Consider the following 255-nt stretch of genomic DNA (forward strand, 5'->3'; position numbering starts at 1 on the left):
TTCACCGCGTCGAAAGTCGACAGCACGACATTGGTGGGTAGCGCCTGGATCGCACCGGGCAAGGTGGTGGTGGGCGGCGTGACGATCTGCGCGCCGGAGTCGATCGCCGCGAACTTGCTCGCATTGTTCTGCACCGCCACCACGTCATACTGCAGCTTGTCATCGCCGAAATTCTCGGTGACGGTCAGGATGCGGTAAGTCTCTGGCACCACCTCGGCCGTTTCGATCGCATAAACCGATTCTGCAATGGGCGCC

Annotated in this window: 1 protein-coding gene; it reads right to left on the reverse strand. The window is 61.2% G+C overall.

The genetic code is table 11. From position 1 onward, the window contains the following. A partial coding sequence (locus HAQ05_RS28315; protein WP_190427770.1) for a hypothetical protein occupies positions 1 to 255 on the reverse strand: 255 nt, incomplete at both ends.

The organism is Pseudomonas typographi, assembly GCF_014694385.1.
Classification (GTDB): Bacteria; Pseudomonadota; Gammaproteobacteria; order Pseudomonadales; family Pseudomonadaceae; genus Aquipseudomonas; species Aquipseudomonas typographi.